Source organism: Enterobacter cloacae complex sp. IR53030 (genome assembly GCF_049238365.1).
GTDB classification, from domain to species: domain Bacteria; phylum Pseudomonadota; class Gammaproteobacteria; order Enterobacterales; family Enterobacteriaceae; genus Enterobacter; species Enterobacter kobei.
In genome coordinates, this window is sequence record NZ_JBMKHA010000002.1 from 213,900 (window position 1) to 230,417 (window position 16,518).

The following is a 16,518-nucleotide window of genomic DNA, read 5'->3' on the forward strand; positions in this document are numbered from 1 at the left end:
GTGATGGCTTAGTTGCTGGCGGTTTTCATCGGCTGGTCGGGCTTTTTGTCATTCCCGGCGATGAACGGACTCCACGGTTGCGCGCGGACCGGCTGTTCCGTCTGCCACACCACGTTGAACTGGCCGTTGCCTTCAATTTCACCGATCATGACCGGCTTATGCAGATGATGGTTGGTAGCATCCATGGTGAGCGTAAAGCCGGAAGGCGCTTTAAACGATTGGCCGGCCATTGCGGCACGTACTTTATCTACGTCGGTCGTGCCCGCTTTTTCCACCGCCTGCGCCCACATATGGATCCCTACGTAAGTGGCTTCCATTGGGTCGTTGGTGACTACAGTGTCGGCATTCGGCAGTTTGTGCGCTTTCGCATAGGCTTTGTAATCCGCCACGAAGGCCTGGTTAGTTGGGTTGTCCACGGACTCAAAATAGTTCCACGCCGCCAGGTTACCCACCAGCGGTTTGGTGTCGATACCGCGCAGCTCTTCTTCACCGACGGAGAACGCCACTACCGGCACGTCGGTTGCTTTCAGCCCCTGGTTTGCCAGCTCTTTATAGAACGGCACGTTGGAATCGCCATTGATGGTCGAGACCACGGCAGTTTTGCCGCCTGCGGAGAATTTCTTGATGTTGGCGACAATCGTCTGGTAGTCGCTATGACCAAATGGGGTGTAAACCTCTTCGATGTCCTTATCCTCAACGCCTTTCGAATGCAGGAACGCACGCAGGATCTTGTTGGTGGTGCGCGGGTAGACGTAGTCGGTGCCCAAGAGGAAGAAGCGTTTCGCCGCGCCGCCGTCTTCGCTCATCAGGTATTCCACCGCCGGGATGGCCTGCTGGTTCGGTGCGGCACCGGTATAAAAGACGTTGGGTGACATTTCTTCACCCTCATACTGCACCGGATAGAACAGCAGGCCGTTCAGTTCCTCAAAGACAGGCAGCACCGATTTACGCGAAACGGAGGTCCAGCAGCCAAACACCACCGCGACTTTATCCTGGCTCAGCAGCTGACGCGCTTTCTCGGCAAACAGCGGCCAGTTTGAAGCGGGATCCACCACCACCGGCTCCAGTTTTTTCCCCAGTACGCCCCCTTTGGCGTTGATCTCGTCAATGGTCATCAGCGCGACATCTTTAAGCGGGGTTTCGGAGATGGCCATCGTGCCGGACAAAGAATGCATGATCCCCACTTTGATGGTATCGGCCGCCTGCACACCAAAACTCATTCCCATCGCCACGACGGACGCGGATAACGCAAAGGCTTTTAATAAGGTACGACGCTGCATATTTTCACTCCTGAAAAAGAACGCTGTGCAAAAACGTCCGTTACGGCATGGACGCGGAAAAAAATGTGTCAGCGAAGCAGGAGCAAAAAGGATGCCAGAATGAACATTGCGCTATGGCGGGAGATTGAACGCGGGATGTAAAGAGAACGACTCAGAATGGCACAGCGCTGCACTTTTATAATGCAGCGCTGGGGCGGTGTTTTTACCAGACTTCACTGGCGATCTGTGTCACCAGACGGACTTTGTCCCACTGCTGAGTTTCACTCAGGCTGTTGCCCTCTTCGGTCGAGGCAAAGCCGCACTGCGGGCTGAGGCAGATCTGCTCTTTGGCCACGTATTTTGCCGCCTCTTCCAGACGGGCTTTAACCCCTTCCGGGTTCTCCAGCTCTCCGTTTTTGGTGGTTATCAGACCCAGCACCACCTGCTGCTTACCTGGGCGAATAAAGCGCAGTGGCGCAAAATCACCGCTGCGGTCGTTATCATATTCCAGGAAGAAGGCATCTACGTTCACCGTACCGAACAGCACTTCCGCCACCGGCTCGTATCCCCCTTCCGAAATCCAGGTTGAACGGAAGTTGCCGCGGCAGACATGCAGCCCGATGGTCAGATCGTCCGGTTTACCTTCCAGCGCCTTGTTCAGCACGCGGGCGTAGATCTGCGCCAGCTCATCGGCATCATCGCCGCGCTCGCGGATCTGACGACGCTGATCGTCCGAACAGAGGTAGGCCCAGACGGTGTCGTCAAGTTGCAGGTAACGGCAGCCTGCATCATAGAAGGCCCGGATAGCGTCGCGCCAGGTGGTCGCCAGATCGTCAAAATAGACGTTCAGGTCCGGGTAAACCGTCGCGTCGATATCTTTGCGGCCGCCGCGGAAATGAAGCACGCTTGGGCTGGGAATGGTCATCTTCGGCTGCGCATTACCGCTGATGCTTTTCAGATAGCGGAAATCGTCCAGCATCGGATGATCGCCAAAGCCCAGCTTGCCGGTGACGCGCACGCCGTGGGCTTTGGTCTGTACCCCGTTGAACTGAATACCCTGCTGCGAATCGTAACGCTCAACCCCCTGCAGGCCATCGAAGAAATCGAAGTGCCACCAGGCACGGCGAAATTCACCGTCGGTCACCACATGCAGACCGCACGCACACTGCTGCTCGACGACGTGGCAAATGGCATCGTCCTCCACCGCGCGAAGCTGTCCGGCATCTATCTCACCGCTGGCGAACTTCAGGCGGGCCTGTTTAATGGCATCCGGACGTAAAAAACTGCCTACTACATCGGCGCGGTATGGGGCGTGCTGTCGTTGCATGGAAATCTCCTCTGTCTGACGGTAATAATTGCCGGCAGTGATAATTCATCATTTGAATCTTTAGACTTCTGGATGTCTAAATGTCCAAAAAAGATGTCATACCTCACCGGCTCCGGCAAACGAGAAAATTTCACGGGTGTTGAAAAAAATTCATCTTCACAGGACGGAAACGGATCCCTGACTGGCAAACGCGTAGCGTTCATCTTCCCAGCCGGTGATCCCGCCCAGCATGATTTTGACCGGCAACCCGAGTCGCGCCAGCTTCAGCGCAGCCCTGTCCGCACCGTTACAGTGCGGCCCCGCGCAGTAAACGACAAACAGCGTGCCGTCCGGCCACCGGGCCATGCGTTCAGCAGTAATCTGGCTCCACGGCATGTGCAGTGCCCCGGGGACATGACGACGGGCAAATTGTTCCGCACTCCCTACCACATGCAGCAGCACGAAGTCCTGCTCATGACTGGCGATGGCATGATGCACATCGGCACAGTCGGTTTCGACACTCAGGCGACGCAGAAAATGGGTAACGGCTTCCTGCGGCTCGGCAGCCGGAAATTCAGTAACATAGCTCATGATCCTTCCTCATCTTTGGCGTTTGTGTTAACACTACTCTATCCACAAATTCAGCCCATGAATGCGCTTGCTTATGCCAGAAAACAGCAAAAAGATGACAAACTTAAGACAGGTTACCCGCCCTCAGGTGGTGGTGCTGGCGTATGACGGCCTCTGTACCTTCGAGTTTGGCGTGGCGGTTGAGATTTTTGGCCTGCCACGTCCTGAGCTGGGCGACGCCTGGTATCGCTTTGCTGTGGCAGGTGTGGATAGCGGAGAAATGCGGGCGACGGGCGGGATCCGCATGGTGACTGATGGTGATTTGAGCCTGCTTGAGTCTGCGGATCTGATCGTGGTTCCCGGCTGGCGGGGGCTGGACGCGCCGGTTCCCAGGGCCCTGTGCGACGCATTGCGCCAGGCCAGCGCACGTGGATGCCAGCTGCTGTCCATCTGCTCGGGTGTGTTTGTGCTGGCCGCAACGGGACTGTTGAGCGGGCGCAAAGCCACAACCCACTGGCGCTACATCGAGGCGCTTAAAGTCCGCCACCCTGACATCGACGTGGTTGAAGACGTACTTTACCAGGATGAGGGGGATATTCTGACTTCTGCTGGTAGCGCGGCGGGCATCGATCTCTGTCTGCACGTCGTCCGCCGGGATTATGGCATGGAAACCGCCAACAGCGTGGCGCGTCGGCTGGTTATTCCTCCCCACCGGGATGGTTCGCAGCCGCAACAGCTGAGCCGCCCGGTGGCACAGCTACGGGAGAGCCAGCGTCTGGGACAGCTGTTTGATTTCCTGCACAACCATCTCGTTGAACCGCACAGCGTCGACTCGCTGGCGCGTCGGGTGGGCATGAGCCAGCGTACCTTCCTTCGTCGCTTCGAGGCGGCAACGGGAACGACACCGTCGCGCTGGCTGATCAATGAGCGTCTGTTGAGAGCAAAAGATTACCTGGAAAGCAGTCGGTTGAGCATCGACAGCATCGCTGAACAGACCGGTTTTGGACAGGCGGCGACGTTGCGCCACCACTTTCGTCAGCAATTTGCCCTTTCGCCGGCCCAGTACCGCAAGCAATTTTCGCGTCCAGGTCCTGCCCGCTGAGGGATCCCCACAACATAATACCGACACATACACCCCTCTCCCTGAGGGAGAGGGCTGGGATGAGGGGCACATACGCGAAATGGCAAAAAAAAACCGCCATTATCTGGCGGTAAATGCTTGCATGGATAGATTTGTATTTTGGTCTCTACGTCCCCGACGCTCCATGGTCGGGCTGCGGATCCCTTACAAACTAACACTGATTAACTTAACGAAAGCTAAACAGCTCTATTAACTCGCCTTCGTGTTGATTTGCAAATAACGCATCAGACCCTGTTCGGCGCTCTGTTTTGCTTCATCATTAATCGCTTCGAGATAAAACGAACGCGAAACACCATAGGGGGCTTTTTCAGAAGGATACACCGCAAACTGGAATACTTTTCCTCTTGCCTGATGCAGGCAATCTAATTCCCAGCGTTGATCGTCTACTTTTTTGCTATTGCAGGCTACACGCCCGTAATCGCTGGTTAAATATGAACCAACACGAGTTTCTGCGGACTGAATATATTCTGGTTCGTCATTCCCGATATAGCGAACCCCTGCCGTAGCACCCACGGCAGCCACGAGGATCGCAAACGCGATTATTTTTTTCATTTATTAAGACTCATTCCTTAGCCAGAGAATCCCTATTATATAGGATTATCCCTAATTCAAACGCCTGTTTATGGTCCAGAAGTGGTAGTTGACAGTGCTTTAGGCGCATTTAGGATATTTCTTAAAAACAATTCTGAGCCAACACTATTTGACATTTTCTTTGCCGTACTTTGAATTATTGAATAATAACACTAAGAAATAATTGCAATGATTATCCCCGCAACGTCACTCAGCGGTGAAACCATGATTAAAAAAGGGTTATCTCTCGTCATGCTTATTTGTGCGCTGTTTTCAGGGCAGCTTATGGCCGGGCACAAAGGGCATGAATATGTATGGGTAAAGAATGTGGGGCATCAGCTGCGGCACGAGGCCGACAGCGATGAATTACGCAGCGCAGCGGAAGAGTCAGCGGAGGGTTTGCGCGAACACCACCTGTGGCAGAAATCGCGCAAACCGGAGACGCACGTAAGGTAGTTAGCTCCCCTTACGTTTTGGCAGGGTTTTCATCAGATCGTCAGGACTGACGGAAGCGACAATGCTGCCCGGCTGCGGCATTTTGAAAATATGGTTTTTCATCTTGCCAATAACATGCATTTCGCAGGGACGGCAGTCAAACTTCAGGGTAAGGACTTCATCACCGTTGACCAGCTGCATGGGCGTCGCTTTCCAGCTCTTAATATTGCCTTTTGCCTGTTTCGGGCACAGATTGAAGGCGAAGCGGAGACAGTGCTTGGTGATCATCACCGGCACGTCGCCCTTCTCTTCATGCGCTTCATAGGCCGCGTCGATCAGCTGCACACCGTGGCGATGATAGAATTCACGCGCCTTATGGTTGTAGACGTTCGCCAGGAAAGATAAATGCGTGTCCGGGTATACCGGGGCCGGAACAACTTCCGCTTTACGGCTACCGCGTGGATACTGGGCCAGACGCGCTTCATCCAGCAGCTCTGCCGTTTCACGGCGGAACTGGTTAAGGAGGCTGTTCGGCACAAACAGCGCGTCCGGCAGGTTAACCTCGATAGCGCGCGCGTAGTAAATCGTCTGCCCCAGCTTCGCCACGCCATCCTTCAGGCTGTTAAGCGCTTTTTCCGCGTTGTTTGCCACCTCGAACAGGCCATCCAGCGTATGCGTCACGCTGATACCGTCTTCACAGGTCATGGTCAGAATCAGCTGTTCTTCCCAGCCGCCAAGCTCGATATCCACCGCGATACGACGCTCGCTGGAGGTTTTCAGCAGCGCCTGCTGCCAGTTATGATCGAGGTTACGGTTAAGTGGCGCGTTCGGACGCGCCTTGTAGAGATCGGCAGGCATTTCATTCGGCCATACACGATAGCGATTTTCACCGGTTTTTTCGACCGTATTAGCCCTGAAGCCCACCACTTCACGCTTAATCATCACGTTCAGGCCATCGCCATTCGCCAGCGGCTCCGTCACTTCAACATCAAGATGATCTTTCGCCACCTTCAGCACTTCACCGACCGGTAAACCGATGAACTTCGGTGAGTCGAACGCGCCGATATCGCCTTTACGGGCGTTCACGAAATAGTCCGTGCTGCCGCGGTGGAAGGTTTTGTCCGTCGACGGAATAAAGAAATGCTCGGTACGACCTGCCGACGCGCGCGCCAGATCGCCGCGGTCTTCGATGATGGCATCCAGCATCTGACGGTAGTGCGCGGTGATATTCTTCACGTAGCTCATGTCTTTATAACGCCCTTCAATCTTGAAGGAACGGACGCCCGCATCAATCAGCGCGCCCAGGTTGGCGGTCTGATCGTTATCCTTCATGGAGAGGAGGTGTTTTTCGAACGCCACTACGCGGCCCTGATCGTCTTTCAGGGTATACGGCAGACGGCAGGCCTGCGAACAGTCGCCACGGTTGGCGCTACGGCCCGTCTGGGCGTGGGAAATGTTGCACTGACCGGAATAGGCCACGCACAGCGCGCCGTGGATAAAGAACTCGATCGTCGCGTCTGTCGCCTGGTGGATATCACGGATCTGATTCAGGTTCAGCTCACGGGCCAGAACGATCTGCGAAAAGCCGACGTCGGAGAGGAACTTCGCCTTCTCCACCGTGCGGATATCACACTGGGTACTGGCGTGCAGTTCAATCGGCGGAATATCCAGCTCCAGAACCCCCATGTCCTGAACAATCAGGGCATCGACGCCGGTCTGATAGAGATCGGCGATCAGTCGTTGCGCAAGCTCCAGCTCATCATCATGAAGAATGGTGTTCAGGGTCACGAACACTTTCGCCCCGAAACGGTGGGCGAACGGCACCAGGTCGGCAATATCGCGCAGGCTGTTGCTGGCGTTATGGCGGGCACCAAAGCCAGGGCCGCCAATGTAGACGGCGTCCGCGCCGTGAAGGATCGCTTCGCGGGCAATGGCGGCGTCACGGGCCGGGCTTAAAAGTTCAAGATGATGGGATTGCAGGCGCATACTTCGTCGTTATCCGTTATGGTCAAAATGGCGGCTATTGTAGTCAGAAGTCTACGACAGCGAAACAGTTTTGCGTAGCCTCAGCGGGGATAATGGATCAGAGAGTGAAAATGCACCGGCCGGTCGCTGCTGTTGCGGTAGGCATGCGGTTTATCACCGGCAAAACGGACGCCCGAGTCGGCATAAACCGTCCGCCATTCGCCGTCGATTTTCATCTCCAGTTCTCCGCTAATGACCACCACATGTTCAATCACGCCCGCCTCATGGGGCGTGGATTCGCTCAGGGCACCCGCCGCCAGCGTAATAGAGAAATGATCGAACCTCAGGGTCTCATCCCACGGAAAGAGCGGTTTGACGACCATCGCCTGCTGCTGCGGATCAAACACAGCCTGCCTGTCTGCCTCTGGCGTGATGAACGCGGAAAACGGAACGTTCAGCCCGGTGGCGATTTTCCACAGGGTCGATACCGTCGGGCTGGATTCATTGCGCTCAATTTGGCCGAGCATCGCTTTCGACACGCCGGCCTCGTCCGCCAGCTTTGACAGGCTCCAGCCGCGGGCCTGACGCAGTGTTTTCAGTGTTGCTGCAAGATGTTGTGTGATGTCCATGTTCCCTCCTGGTGCCGATGATCATACCACTTGTACGCTATAACGCACAGTGCTACCGTAATACGGACGTTATAACGCACAACGGAGTTGCCATGCGCCCTTCCTCTCATCTTATTCCAGTCACGCTGGCTGGATTTGTCGCCGTCCTGGTGGGTTATGCCAGTTCGGCCGCCATTATCTGGCAAGCCGCCGCCGCGGCAGGTGCCAGCGCGCAGCAAATCGCGGGCTGGATGACCGCGCTGGGGATTGGGATGGGGGTCAGCACGCTGGCGCTCTCCTGGTGGTTTAAAGCGCCGGTACTGACGGCCTGGTCAACCCCCGGAGCCGCCCTGCTCGCCACCAGCCTGCAGGGGGTGACGCTGTCTGAAACCATCGGTGTGTTTATCTTCGCTAACGCGCTTATTTTACTCTGCGGTATAACGGGGCTTTTCGCTCGTCTGATGACGCTGATCCCCCATTCGCTCGCGGCCGCCATGCTGGCAGGCGTGCTTCTGCAGTTTGGCCTGCACGCGTTTGCACATCTTGACAGCCACTTTCTGCTGTGCGGTAGCATGATTGCCGCGTGGCTGCTGGCAAAAGCGCTGGCGCCGCGCTATGCCATCGTGGTGACGCTGCTGGCAGGTGGTCTCGTGGCATGGATAAGTGGTGACGTTGTCACTGATAAAATCAGCCTCTCCGTTGTGATGCCTGAGTTTATTGCCCCCGACTTTACTTTCACCAGCCTAGTGAGTATCGGTTTGCCCTTCTTCCTGGTGACCATGGCCTCGCAGAATGCGCCGGGCTTCGCCACGATGAAAGCCTCCGGCTACTCGCTGGCGGTCTCACCGCTCATCATCGTTACCGGTGGCCTGGCGCTGCTGCTTTCCCCCTTTGGCGTCTTCTCCATCTGCATCGCGGCCATTACCGCCGCCATCTGTCAAAGCGCTGATGCCCACCCGGATATCACCAAACGCTGGCTGGCGGCCATTGCAGCCGGTGGGTTTTATCTGCTGGCTGGAGTTTTCGGCGGGTCTATTACCGGGATCATGGCTGCACTGCCGCTGAGCTGGATCCAGACCCTGGCGGGGCTGGCGTTGCTTGGAACCCTCAGCGGGAGTTTATTTCAGGCCCTGAATCATGAAGCCGAACGTGACGCAGCCATCGTCACGTTTCTGATGACCGCGAGCGGCGTCACCCTTCTGGGCATCGGTTCGGCATTCTGGGGGCTGGTGCTGGGCGGGATATGCTATGCCCTGTTTTCACGCGCTCGCCGCGCGCAGCTGGGACGGCGTCATACCCATCACGCTGCGGAAACGGTTACTGAAGTGGCTGGCGGAGTTAAATCCACAGGCCAGCGCGATGTCCGTTAGTGGCATTGCGCTATGCTGCACCAGGTTTTTTGCTTTTTCCATGCGTCGCTGCATCACGTACTGATGCGGTGCCAGCCCCGTCGACTGGCGGAACATGCGGGCAAAATGGTATTCGCTGAGGGCTGCCTGCGCCGCCAGCTCGGCCAGGGTTAACGGCTGGCCAAGATGCTCTTCTATGAAAGCCAGCACGTTGCGAAGAACGAAAGGCGATAACCCGCCGGTGACGACCGGCAGCTTCCACTGAACGTTGGAGTAGTTTTGCAGCAGATGGGTCATCAGCAACGTGGATGCTGTACTCAGGGTGAGCTGATTGGCCTGCTGCTGCCAGTCGCAGCCAAGTAAAAACTGGCGATACAGCGCGGTGATCTTCGGGTCACTGCCAAAAATGCGTTCGTCCAGCGTCAGCGACAGCGGCCGCTTATCCCAGATTTTTTCGCCCACGTCGCGCAGGTGTTCATCGGTGCAGTAGAGATGGACAAACGACAGGTCATCACGGATATCCCACGTCGATTCACTCTCTTTCGGCATCAGGCAGAAACGGTCCGGTCCCCCGCCGTTCTTCCAGCCGCCCGGCGTTTTTTGATAGCTCTCATAACCGTCGGCCACGTACAGGCTCAGGGTGTGATGATTGCTTTTAACCGTTATCGTATCGTGCTTGTTGTACCACGCCGCCAGTTGAATACCCGAGTTCAGCGAGACCGTCTCCCGCAGGACGGCATTCTGCTGACTAAGCGTTTCAAAGGTATCGTAAGCGTGAGACATAACCGTTAGCGCGTGAGTGATCGAACTGTCAGTCTAAGAATTGTTGTTCCCCGTTGCCAGTCCCCCGGAGAGAAAAAAGCGCAAGATTTTGCAAGTCTGCCGCAAGCCGGTGAAAGCCCACGGCGCATTTCAGCGCCATACTGCGGGCTTTCGTGGTTTGAGAAGAGAAATGATATGAACGCATTATTATACGGACTGGTCGTGGTCATCTGGGGAACCACCTGGATTGCCATTTTCCTGCAGCAAGGTCCCGTGGCGGCCCCGGTGTCGATTTTCTGGCGTTTCGCCGTGGCCAGCGCCACGATGATAGTGGTGTTACTTGCCCTGCGTCGACTGCGTAAGCTGGCGCTACGGGATCACCTTTTTTGCATGCTTCAGGGATGCTGCGTTTTCTGCTTTAACTTCTGGTGCTTTTATACCGCGGCCGCGCACATCAATACCGGGCTGGAATCCGTCATCTTCTCCATGGCGGTGCTCTATAACGCCATTAATAGCTTTATTTTCTTTGGGCAGCGCCCGCCCGCGCGTTTCTGGACGGCGGCGGCATTGGGTCTGGTCGGGATTATTACCCTTTTCTGGGACGATCTGCTTGCCAGCGGCTGGAGCGTATCGCTTCTGACGGGCATTGGCCTTTCTGCGCTCGGAACCTATGGTTTCTCGCTGGGCAACATGATCAGCATGCGCCATCAGCGCAGAGGCCTGGAAACCATGACCACCAACGCCTGGGCGATGCTTTACGGTACGCTGGTGATGGGCTGCATTGCCCTCTTCAGAGGGGACAGCTTTACCCCGGAATGGACGGTAACCTACATCGGCGCACTGCTCTATCTGGCTCTGTTTGGTTCGGTGATTGCTTTCGGCGCTTACTTCACGCTGGTCGGGCGTATTGGCCCCGGGAAAGCGGCGTACAGCACGCTACTCTTCCCGCTGGTGGCGCTCTCCATCTCAACGGTGTATGAGGGCTACGTCTGGCATCTCAACGGTATCGTCGGTTTACTGCTGATTCTGGGTGGGAATATGGTGATGTTCACTAAACCCGAAACCTGGTTCAGGCGTTTACGGACGGCGTAAAAAAACGGCCTGCAATCTGCAGGCCGTGCATGATTTATTTTGCTGTTTTATGCACATCAAACATGGTGGCATCTGTCGCCATATCATCCACAACCTGCTTCAGCGTCGCAAAGGTCATTGGCGTACTTTCGTTGCTCAGCTCTTTACCTTCGCCCTTACGAACCACCTTCATCACCGGTTTGTTGGTGGCTGCGTCGATCAGCTCACCTTCAAAGAAGAGATGGGTATCCATGGTGCGATGGCCGGTTGCCATCTGCGTCCCCGCCACCACCAGCGCGACAGGCACCACTTCGTAGAACTGCAGGCCTTCTTTCTGCGAACTCACCCCTGTAATGGCACCCCGGAAAATCAGGCTATGTTTACCTGGTGTCGCCACTATAGGCTTACGAGTACCAATAGCCGTTTTCATTTTGGTATTGGTGTAGTTCAACAGCTCATCAAGGGTTTTCTGCCCAATCTGAGTGGTCGGTTTAGGCGTAGGGTAATAGGTAATCGGCGTCCAGATAATACTGTCGTAATTCGCTTCGTTATAATTAGGATCGACCCAGCGCAGCGTCGGTTTGCCCGTCGCAGATGTCGTCTGTTGCAAGCCGGAGTAATCTTTTAAAAAGCCTGAATATTGTTCGGGGGCGGCGACTTTTGAAGAACAGCCTGCCAGGGCCAATAAACCAGTAAGCACTGCAACTATAAAAAAAAGTTTGAGTACGCATGATAGTTTTCCATGTTATCTGCAAGTATGCATTTGAAGTTATAGCAAAAGTCAGGCGGGTTTGTTGTGACAAAAAATGATGTAAGTAGCACAAATTGCAAAAAGAAGGCCCGGCTTCATACCGGGCAGCGAAAAATTACGGATTGATATCCACCTGCCAGAAGATATGTTTGCCAAACGGATCGATTTCGTAGCCTTTCACCTCCTTGCGCACCGGCTCGAAAATCGTTGAGTGGGCAATCATGACCGCCGGCATCTGGTCATGCATCATCTGCTGGGCCTCTTGATACAGCGCCACACGTTTATCGTGATCGGTTATCGATTTTGCTTCGGCGATGAGGTTATCAAACGGTTTATAGCACCATTTCGCCGAATTGGAGCCGCCATTTGCCGACGTACAGGTAAACAGCGGACCAAAGAAGTTGTCAGGATCGCCCGTTGCGGTCGTCCAGCCCATCAGCGCAGCCTGATGCTCCCCGCCCTTCACCCGCTTGAGGTATTCTCCCCATTCGTAAGTGACAATGTGGGTTTGTACGCCGATTTTCGCCCAGTCAGCCTGAATCATCTCGGCCATACGTTTCGCATTCGGGTTATAGGGCCGCTGCACCGGCATCGCCCACAGGTCAATGCTCACGCCGTTAGCAAGACCCGCCTCTTTCAGCAACGCTTTTGCTTTTTCAGGATCGTACGCGTAATCCTTTAGCTCGCTGTTGGCGCTCCAGACGCCGGGCGGCAACAGATTTTTCGCGACGGTTCCGGTGCCGTGGAACACCGCGTCGATAATGGCGGGCTTATTGATGGCCATCGCCAGCGCCCGGCGGACGTTCACATTATCCAGCGGCGGTTTTTGCGTATTAAACGCCAGGAAACCGGTATTCAACCCGGCTTTGCTCATCAGGTTAATATTTTTATTGGCTTTCATGCGCGGCAGGTCCGCCGGGTTCGGGAACGGCATTACCTGACACTCGTTCTTTTCAATTTTGGCAGAACGTACGGAGGCATCCGGCGTGATGGTAAACACCAGCCGGTCCAGCTTTGATTTGCCCTGCCAGTAGTCGGCAAACGCCGTGAACAGGATGCGGGAATCTTTTTGATACTGCGCCAGCTTAAACGGCCCGGTGCCGATCGGCTCCATATCCACCTTCTCCGGCGTGCCTGCTTTCAGCATCGCATCGGCATACTCGGCAGAGAGAATCGAGGCAAAATACCAGGCCAGATCGGCGACAAACGGCGCTTCCGGGTGTGCCAGGGTAAAGCGCACGGTGTGGTCATCGACTTTATCAATGGCGGTTATCAGGCTGCCAAACTCCAGGCTTTCAAAGTTGGAGTAGCTGCCGTTAGAGACGTTGTGATAAGGATGATTGACGTCTTTCTGGCGCATAAACGAGAAGATCACGTCATCGGCGTTAAAATCCCGGGTCGGCGTGAAGGATTTATTGCTCTGAAATTTCACGCCCTGGCGCAGATGGAAGGTGTAAACCTTACCGTCATCGCTCACCTCCCAGCGCTCTGCCAGGCTCGGCACCAGTTCTGTGGTGCCGGGTTTGAAATCGACCAGCCGGTTATAGACCGGTACGGCGCTGGCATCCACGCTGGTGCCTGAGGTATATAACTGAGGATTAAAATTTTCCGGTGACCCTTCGGAGCAATACACCAGCGTTTTCGCGGCAACGGAGGAACTGACCGTAAGCGCAGCAAGTGCCAGCATTAATGTTGTGCGTTTGCTTGTCATCATTTATTCCTGTCTTTTTAATTCGACGGCTAATTAATTCTTTTGCCATTTCATAAATAACATTAAAGTGATGTGGCAAACACCCGCAAAATAAATAAGGAAGAAAACACTATGGGCACGCCGCTTTCCAGACAATTAACACATCGCTTTTTCCGTTATCTCGCCATCACCAGTCAGAGCGATCCCAGCGTCAAAACCTTACCCTCAACACCGGGGCAGCACGAGATGGCACGAGAGCTGGCGCAGGAGCTGGCACAGCTGGGTTTAGACGACATTGTGATCGACGAATTCGCCACGGTAACGGCGGTTAAAAAAGGTAATGTACCCGGCGCACCGCGCATTGGATTTATTACTCACATTGATACCGTGGACGTGGGATTATCGCCGGATATTCATCCACAAATATTAACTTTTACCGGTGAAGATCTCTGTCTGAATAAAGAGAAAGGGATCTGGCTACGGGTAAGTGAGCATCCGGAAATTCTGTCTTACCCGAATGAAGAGATTATTTTCAGCGACGGTACCAGCGTATTAGGCGCAGATAATAAAGCAGCGGTGACCGTGGTCATGACCGTGCTGGAAAACCTGACCTCTGAGCATAAACATGGCGACATTGTGGTCGCGTTTGTACCCGACGAAGAGACTGGCCTTAAGGGGGCAAAAGCGTTAGATCTGAAACGCTTTGACGTCGACTTTGCCTGGACCATCGACTGCTGCGAGCTGGGGGAGATTGTCTATGAGAATTTTAATGCGGCAGCCGCTGAGATCCGCTTTACCGGCGTAACGGCGCACCCGATGTCTGCTAAAGGGGTGCTGGTAAACCCGTTATTAATGGCGACCGACTTTATCAGCCAGTTTGACCGCCAGCAAACGCCAGAGTGCACGGAGGGCCGTGAAGGCTACATCTGGTTTAACGGCATTCAGGCCGGGCAGAACGAGGCCGTTCTGAAGGCCAATATTCGGGACTTTGACAAGGACAACTTTGCTTCCCGCAAGCAGCAGATTGCTGATGTCACCGCACGGATCGCCGCCCGGTATCCGACGGCAAAAGTGGACTATCACATTGAAGAGACTTACAGCAATATCAGCAATGCAATTGGCGAAGACAGGCGTGCCATCGATCTGATGTTTGCGGCGATGGAATCACTGGGTATCACCCCAAAACCGACGCCGATGCGCGGCGGTACAGACGGCGCAGCGCTCTCGGCAAAAGGGTTGCTCACCCCGAACTTCTTCACCGGCGCGCATAACTTCCATTCGAAGTTTGAATTCTTGCCGCTGTCGTCGTTCGAGGCGTCTTACCACACTGCCCTGCAACTCTGCCTGCTGGCCGCGCGTTAAGCAGGCTTGCGCGCCAGCATCGTAGCAAAGCGCAGCTTGATGCGGTTGCCGTGTTCATCGGTGCGGTGCAGTTCGCCAACCTCTTCGTTGTATTTGAGCAACTCCCAGCCTTCATAGTAGTTGCTCAGTTCACCGCTTTTAAACGCAAACGGGAAGCCGACGGTGCACGGATAATCCGCCGTGTCCATCGCGGCAACGATCAGGTTATAACCGCCAGGTTTGGTGCAACGCTGCATATTGGCGATAAGACCCGGAATGGTTTTTGCCTCCAGGAACATCAGCACCACGGTGGACAGAATAAAGTCATACTCGCCGTCAATGCTCAGGTTGTTGAGATCCTTGATGGCCGAGTGAAGATTCTCAATGCCTTCTGCCGCTTTGATGCGCTCGATATTATCGATGCTCATCGGATTTTTATCCCAGGCAGTGACCTCGTACCCGTTGGCCGCCAGATAAAGGCTGTTACGGCCATTGCCACAGCCCAGATCCAGGGTTTTACCCGGTTTCACGATCCCCGCGCTGTACACCACCTCTGAGTGTGTACGGGTTAAACCATATTTCTCTGTGAAGTAATTTTCATCGACGGACATTATTTTTCCTCAGATTGCATAAGCAGTGCTTTTTCAGTGCGCAGCAGAAGTTTGCCCTGAAGCAGCAGAATAAAAGTACGGACCAACAGGATCCCAATGATGACGTTGGTGAAGATAAAAAGCGGTACGGCAATCACGTGGAAAAAGCCCGACGGGCTGCTGTGCCCCAGATGCAGCCCGGTGGTTGCCAGTGCGGATATACCAAAGGAGAAACTCCAGAAAGAAGCATTAAACGGCTGGGATACGTACCAGGGCAACAGACGCAGCATAAACAGCAGTTGCAACAGGCCATAACCGAACAACATTTTGGCAAAGGTGTCGGCTTCACCGCCGTTAACGCTAAACCAGGCGCTACAGGCCACCAGCGCGGGCGCAAGCTGAATCCCCAAAGAGGTGCGCTGCGCGGTCGGAAGTTCTCCGGCACTGCGAAGGCGCTGAAGTATAACCGGCTCCAGGCTGAGCCAGGAGAAGACACCCGCCCCCAGGAACACGAAACCGGCGTCGTTAAACCCCAGGGCGCCGCACGCCATGGCGCTAATAAAATTATTCGCCACGGTTGGCAAATATAAACCCGGCGTCGTAGCTTCTTGCGGATGGTTGCCGCGCCAGAGTCCCGCGCTTTGCCAGGCGGAATAAGACAGCTGTGTCACCACCCCCACGCCAAAAAGCACGACTGAAATCGGGCGGCACCAGGGCACAAAACCGATGGCGACCAGCATCGTCGTCGCCGGAAAAAGACTGACAAAGCTACTCATCACCGGATGCCTCATCTCTGCCAGCACGCTGCGCGGGAAACGGATCGCGCGGATGATAAAGGCCACCGTCAGCAAAAACCAGCACGTAACGGCAAGGGCCACCAGCGCATCACCCGGCCACTGTGTCACCGGCCAGAGCGTGCTGGCGTATCGCCAAGCGAAACCCATGCCAATGATGCCAAGCACCATGCCAAAATACCCAGCGGGCAAGTTAAGCACTTTCTGTGGGGGATTGAATTTATCCATTAATTTTAATTTTTAAAATGTATTTTAAATGCCATTTTAAGGGGTTTCCGCAACGGATGCCAGCACAACGAAAAACCAAAAGTTTGCT

The 16,518-nt window shown here is 54.9% G+C and carries 15 protein-coding genes and 1 pseudogene; 5 read left to right on the forward strand and 11 right to left on the reverse strand.

Features of this window, described 5'->3' with window-relative positions:
- Positions 1-8: 8 nt before the first annotated feature.
- From urtA to ACOTXR_RS02855, 3 genes are all read right to left on the reverse strand, one after another.
- On the reverse strand, positions 9-1,280 hold the full coding sequence (gene urtA / locus ACOTXR_RS02845) for an urea ABC transporter substrate-binding protein (protein ID WP_014883816.1): 1,272 nt from the start codon (positions 1,278-1,280) through the stop codon (positions 9-11).
- A gap of 202 nt (positions 1,281-1,482) precedes the next feature.
- Positions 1,483-2,586: a cobalamin-independent methionine synthase II family protein gene (locus ACOTXR_RS02850; RefSeq protein ID WP_058690760.1), complete on the reverse strand. Its 1,104-nt coding sequence runs from the start codon at positions 2,584-2,586 to the stop codon at positions 1,483-1,485.
- Positions 2,587-2,742: 156 nt separating this feature from the next.
- Entirely contained in the window at positions 2,743-3,156 is a 414-nt protein-coding gene (locus ACOTXR_RS02855) for a rhodanese-like domain-containing protein (RefSeq protein WP_058690759.1), read from the reverse strand.
- Between the two features lie 73 nt (positions 3,157-3,229).
- Here ACOTXR_RS02855 and ftrA point away from each other — a divergent pair, with 73 nt between their 5' ends.
- Complete coding sequence (gene ftrA, locus ACOTXR_RS02860; RefSeq protein ID WP_058690758.1) at positions 3,230-4,237, forward strand: transcriptional regulator FtrA; 1,008 nt, start codon at positions 3,230-3,232, stop codon at positions 4,235-4,237.
- A gap of 228 nt (positions 4,238-4,465) precedes the next feature.
- Here the strand turns inward: ftrA and ACOTXR_RS02865 are convergent, their stop codons facing one another.
- Complete coding sequence (locus ACOTXR_RS02865) at positions 4,466-4,828, reverse strand: hypothetical protein (protein WP_058690704.1); 363 nt, start codon at positions 4,826-4,828, stop codon at positions 4,466-4,468.
- 243 nt (positions 4,829-5,071) lie between these two features.
- Between ACOTXR_RS02865 and ACOTXR_RS02870 the strand changes: the two genes are divergently transcribed.
- Positions 5,072-5,302: a DUF2554 family protein gene (locus tag ACOTXR_RS02870; RefSeq protein ID WP_014883811.1), complete on the forward strand. Its 231-nt coding sequence runs from the start codon at positions 5,072-5,074 to the stop codon at positions 5,300-5,302.
- Here ACOTXR_RS02870 and ACOTXR_RS02875 read toward each other — a convergent pair whose 3' ends face one another.
- Positions 5,303-7,267, reverse strand: a complete 1,965-nt coding sequence (locus tag ACOTXR_RS02875) for a peptidase U32 family protein (RefSeq protein WP_058690703.1) — start codon at positions 7,265-7,267, stop codon at positions 5,303-5,305. It lies immediately after the preceding gene.
- 80 nt (positions 7,268-7,347) lie between these two features.
- On the reverse strand, positions 7,348-7,875 hold the full coding sequence (locus ACOTXR_RS02880; RefSeq protein WP_058690702.1) for a helix-turn-helix domain-containing protein: 528 nt from the start codon (positions 7,873-7,875) through the stop codon (positions 7,348-7,350).
- A 92-nt stretch (positions 7,876-7,967) separates the two neighbouring features.
- On the opposite strand from ACOTXR_RS02880, the gene ACOTXR_RS02885 reads away from it, so the two are divergent.
- Complete coding sequence (locus ACOTXR_RS02885) at positions 7,968-9,224, forward strand: benzoate/H(+) symporter BenE family transporter (RefSeq protein ID WP_058690701.1); 1,257 nt, start codon at positions 7,968-7,970, stop codon at positions 9,222-9,224.
- Here ACOTXR_RS02885 and ACOTXR_RS02890 read toward each other — a convergent pair.
- Positions 9,114-9,986 carry a helix-turn-helix transcriptional regulator gene (locus ACOTXR_RS02890; RefSeq protein WP_014883807.1) on the reverse strand — a complete coding sequence of 291 codons (873 nt, stop codon included), beginning with the start codon at positions 9,984-9,986 and terminating at the stop codon, positions 9,114-9,116. The two genes, ACOTXR_RS02885 and ACOTXR_RS02890, sit on opposite strands and share 111 nt — an antisense overlap.
- A 174-nt stretch (positions 9,987-10,160) precedes the next feature.
- Between ACOTXR_RS02890 and ACOTXR_RS02895 the strand changes: the two genes are divergently transcribed.
- On the forward strand, positions 10,161-11,057 hold the full coding sequence (locus ACOTXR_RS02895; RefSeq protein WP_058690700.1) for a DMT family transporter: 897 nt from the start codon (positions 10,161-10,163) through the stop codon (positions 11,055-11,057).
- Positions 11,058-11,091: 34 nt separating this feature from the next.
- On the opposite strand, the pseudogene ACOTXR_RS02900 reads toward ACOTXR_RS02895, so the two are convergent.
- Together ACOTXR_RS02900 and ACOTXR_RS02905 are read right to left on the reverse strand one after the other, a co-directional pair.
- Positions 11,092-11,767: pseudogene (locus ACOTXR_RS02900) on the reverse strand (DUF3313 domain-containing protein).
- A gap of 135 nt (positions 11,768-11,902) precedes the next feature.
- On the reverse strand, positions 11,903-13,498 hold the full coding sequence (locus tag ACOTXR_RS02905) for an ABC transporter substrate-binding protein (protein WP_023338317.1): 1,596 nt from the start codon (positions 13,496-13,498) through the stop codon (positions 11,903-11,905).
- A 111-nt stretch (positions 13,499-13,609) separates the two neighbouring features.
- On the opposite strand from ACOTXR_RS02905, the gene pepT reads away from it, so the two are divergent.
- A complete protein-coding gene (gene pepT, locus ACOTXR_RS02910) occupies positions 13,610-14,839 on the forward strand; it encodes a peptidase T (protein WP_058690699.1) in 1,230 nt (409 codons plus the stop codon).
- Here pepT and tehB read toward each other — a convergent pair.
- Both tehB and tehA read right to left on the reverse strand, forming a co-directional pair.
- Complete coding sequence (tehB, locus tag ACOTXR_RS02915; RefSeq protein ID WP_014883802.1) at positions 14,836-15,429, reverse strand: tellurite resistance methyltransferase TehB; 594 nt, start codon at positions 15,427-15,429, stop codon at positions 14,836-14,838. The genes pepT and tehB overlap by 4 nt on opposite strands.
- Positions 15,429-16,430: a dicarboxylate transporter/tellurite-resistance protein TehA gene (gene tehA / locus ACOTXR_RS02920; RefSeq protein WP_058690698.1), complete on the reverse strand. Its 1,002-nt coding sequence runs from the start codon at positions 16,428-16,430 to the stop codon at positions 15,429-15,431. The genes tehB and tehA overlap by 1 nt, the downstream gene beginning before the upstream one ends.
- Positions 16,431-16,518 lie beyond the last annotated feature (88 nt).

Bases quoted from the DNA above. Each gene is read 5' to 3' on its own strand.
- ACOTXR_RS02890 (WP_014883807.1), bottom strand. From the start codon at position 9,986: ATGTCTCACGCTTACGATACCTTTGAAACGCTTAGTCAGCAGAATGCC.
- ftrA (WP_058690758.1), top strand. From the start codon at position 3,230: ATGCCAGAAAACAGCAAAAAGATGACAAACTTAAGACAGGTTACCCGC.
- ACOTXR_RS02875 (WP_058690703.1), bottom strand. From the start codon at position 7,267: ATGCGCCTGCAATCCCATCATCTTGAACTTTTAAGCCCGGCCCGTGAC.
- ACOTXR_RS02895 (WP_058690700.1), top strand. From the start codon at position 10,161: ATGAACGCATTATTATACGGACTGGTCGTGGTCATCTGGGGAACCACC.
- tehB (WP_014883802.1), bottom strand. From the start codon at position 15,429: ATGTCCGTCGATGAAAATTACTTCACAGAGAAATATGGTTTAACCCGT.
- ACOTXR_RS02880 (WP_058690702.1), bottom strand. From the start codon at position 7,875: ATGGACATCACACAACATCTTGCAGCAACACTGAAAACACTGCGTCAG.
- ACOTXR_RS02865 (WP_058690704.1), bottom strand. From the start codon at position 4,828: ATGAAAAAAATAATCGCGTTTGCGATCCTCGTGGCTGCCGTGGGTGCT.
- urtA (WP_014883816.1), bottom strand. From the start codon at position 1,280: ATGCAGCGTCGTACCTTATTAAAAGCCTTTGCGTTATCCGCGTCCGTC.
- ACOTXR_RS02870 (WP_014883811.1), top strand. From the start codon at position 5,072: ATGATTAAAAAAGGGTTATCTCTCGTCATGCTTATTTGTGCGCTGTTT.
- ACOTXR_RS02885 (WP_058690701.1), top strand. From the start codon at position 7,968: ATGCGCCCTTCCTCTCATCTTATTCCAGTCACGCTGGCTGGATTTGTC.
- ACOTXR_RS02850 (WP_058690760.1), bottom strand. From the start codon at position 2,586: ATGCAACGACAGCACGCCCCATACCGCGCCGATGTAGTAGGCAGTTTT.
- ACOTXR_RS02905 (WP_023338317.1), bottom strand. From the start codon at position 13,498: ATGACAAGCAAACGCACAACATTAATGCTGGCACTTGCTGCGCTTACG.
- ACOTXR_RS02855 (WP_058690759.1), bottom strand. From the start codon at position 3,156: ATGAGCTATGTTACTGAATTTCCGGCTGCCGAGCCGCAGGAAGCCGTT.
- pepT (WP_058690699.1), top strand. From the start codon at position 13,610: ATGGGCACGCCGCTTTCCAGACAATTAACACATCGCTTTTTCCGTTAT.
- tehA (WP_058690698.1), bottom strand. From the start codon at position 16,430: ATGGATAAATTCAATCCCCCACAGAAAGTGCTTAACTTGCCCGCTGGG.